General features: G+C 77.3%; 2 protein-coding genes and 1 pseudogene. 1 reads left to right on the forward strand and 2 read right to left on the reverse strand.

The genetic code is table 11. The features are described from left to right. Positions 1-234, reverse strand: a 234-nt coding sequence (locus VR45_RS50800; protein WP_353612739.1) for a winged helix-turn-helix domain-containing protein, incomplete at its 3' end; no start/stop codon positions are given. Beyond that, positions 231-1,076, reverse strand: a complete 846-nt coding sequence (locus tag VR45_RS33710) for a uroporphyrinogen-III synthase (protein WP_063772590.1) — start codon at positions 1,074-1,076, stop codon at positions 231-233. The genes VR45_RS33710 and VR45_RS50800, both read right to left, overlap by 4 nt. A 296-nt stretch (positions 1,077-1,372) precedes the next feature. Between VR45_RS33710 and VR45_RS33715 the strand changes: the two are divergent. After that, positions 1,373-1,711, forward strand: a pseudogene (locus VR45_RS33715) (nitrite reductase (NAD(P)H)); the annotation flags it as partial.

The following is a 1,711-nucleotide window of genomic DNA, read 5'->3' on the forward strand; positions in this document are numbered from 1 at the left end:
GGGCACGGTGCGGATCAGCTTCCCGTGCGGCCCGAGCGCGGCCCGCAGCCGCCCGACCGCCGCCTCGACGGCGTGCTCGTCGGCGGCCGCGTCCGGCCAGGCCGTGCGCAGCAGGTCGGCCCGGCTGAGCACATGCCCGGGGCGTTCGGCGAGCGCGCGCAGCACGGCGGCGCCGCGCGGGCTGAGCAGACGACTCTCCCCGTCGACCAGGGCGGCGTTCCCCTGGAGGGTCAACCGGGTGCTCCCCAGGTCGAGTTCGCGGCGGCCACGGCTCGGCAGGGTCTCCGCGAGCAGCCGGACCAGTGAGCCCAGCCGGCCGCGCTCGGGGAACTCCGCGGGCAGGCCGAGGTCGGCGAACGGCCGGGCGCAGAGCGCGCCGACGCAGACCGGCAGGACGTCCCCGCGCAGTGCGTCCAGCAGCGCGTCGCGCAGGCCGTCGGCGGCGGCCGTCTCGACGAACGCGCTGACCGCGGGGGCGCTGCGACCAGCCGCCGCACCGGGGCCGGGTCGTCCGGCGGGGCCCAGCGGTAGACCGGGACGGAGATCACCTCGGCGCCGCGTTCGCGCAGCGCGGCCGCGAAGCCGTCGAGCCGCACCCCGTGCTCCTGGACGGCGATCCGCCGGCCGGTCAGCGGGCGGGCGAGCAGCCAGGTCAGCAGTTCGTCGGTGGCCTCGGAGCCGGGGGAGAACCCCTCGCCGAGGCCGCTGGCCCGGACGGCGCCGGTGGCCTTGGGGCCCCGGGTGAGGACGACGGCCCGCCGGCACGCGTCGGCGAGGGCGGCACCCCGGCCCCAGCCCTCGGCGGCGCTCATCCAACCGCGCCAGCCGACGCCGGTGGTGGCGACCACGTAGTCGAGCGGCGCGGTCAGGCAGGACTCCGTCGCCCGGCGCAGCGCGAGGTCGTCGGCGAGCGGCATGATCCGCAGCACCGGCGCTTCGACGACCTGGGCGCCGCGCCGGGTGAGCAGCGCGGTCAGCTCGTCGCGGCGGCGGGCGGCGGTCACCCCGATGGTGAAGCCGGTGAGGGGCCCGGGCCGCGGGGTGGGGCGCGGTCCGGTGAGGGTGGTTGTTGCCATGGCCGAAAGGGTGCGGGCCGCTCGTTACGGGCTGATTGCCCGTCCGTCTCCCCGGGGTTAGCGAAACAGCCGCTCCCGTTACGGCGGATGTCCGAAGCCGCACCTCGGACGGTTCCGGGTGTGAGCGAGGCGTACCGCGGGCGCAACACGGCGGACCCGGAGGCGAAACGACCACCGGCGAAATTTCTCGGCACGCCCCCGGCACCGGGAAGCACGACCACGCCACCTCCGCCCCTCCCCGCCCCTCCCCCATTCCCTCCCCCTCCGCCCCTCCGCACCACCCCGAGGAGTCACGCATGACGTCGCACACGGCCGAGCCGGCCGAGCCGCCGCTGGACCTCGTCCTGGTCGGCCACGGCATGGTCGGCCAGCGCTTCCTGGAGGCCTGGACCGAGCAGCCCGGCGCCCGGCGCCGACGGGTCACCGTGCTCGCCGAGGAGCCCCGCCCCGCCTACGACCGCGTCCACCTCAGCTCGCTCTTCGAGGGCCGCACGCCCGAGGACCTCACGCTCTGCCCGCCCGGCTTCCTCGCCGAGCACGGCATCGAGCTGCGCCTCGGCGACCCGGTGACCGCCGTCGACCGCGCCGCCCGCACCGTCACCACCCGCTCCGGCGCCCGACTGCGGTACGACGAC

The sequence above is a fragment of the Streptomyces sp. NRRL S-495 genome (assembly GCF_000966955.1).
GTDB classification, from domain to species: domain Bacteria; phylum Actinomycetota; class Actinomycetes; order Streptomycetales; family Streptomycetaceae; genus Kitasatospora; species Kitasatospora purpeofusca.